Source organism: Blautia sp. AF14-40 (genome assembly GCF_003479665.1).
Lineage (GTDB): Bacteria > Bacillota > Clostridia > Lachnospirales > Lachnospiraceae > Fusicatenibacter > Fusicatenibacter saccharivorans.
This window is the reverse complement of record NZ_QUHK01000020.1, coordinates 1-346: the sequence shown is the minus strand read 5'-3', so window position 1 is coordinate 346 and position 346 is coordinate 1. Positions and strand designations below refer to the sequence as shown.

Below are 346 nucleotides of genomic sequence, written 5' to 3'. Positions count from 1 at the left end.
ATGAATAAGTAGTGTATATGTTTTCTAAATTATTTTTACGAGGAACTAGTTTTCCCTCTTGAATTAGGCGATGATATTCAGACAATGCTTCTGAAAGCATTATAAAATTATCATCTTGTGTAACAGTATTTTCCGGTAAATTTTGAATTTTTTCAACTATACTCATATAAATAACCTCGTTTGAAAGAAAAGTCTAAAATTATGATTTTTAATATATTCACTCACACCATCGTAATATTCATTTATTATTTCATTTAATTCTGAATCTTTTTCAAAATCAACTATTTCTAGGTGCAGATCATTTTTTAATACTATAAATGAGCAAATATCGAATTTTGCACAAACT

Annotated in this window: 1 protein-coding gene; it reads right to left on the bottom strand. The window is 25.4% G+C overall.

Translation table 11 applies throughout. The features are described 5' to 3' along the window. Nucleotides 1–162 precede the first annotated feature (162 nt). On the bottom strand, nt 163–346 hold a 184-nt coding region (locus DWW13_RS19180; protein WP_207664287.1), incomplete at its 5' end, for a hypothetical protein.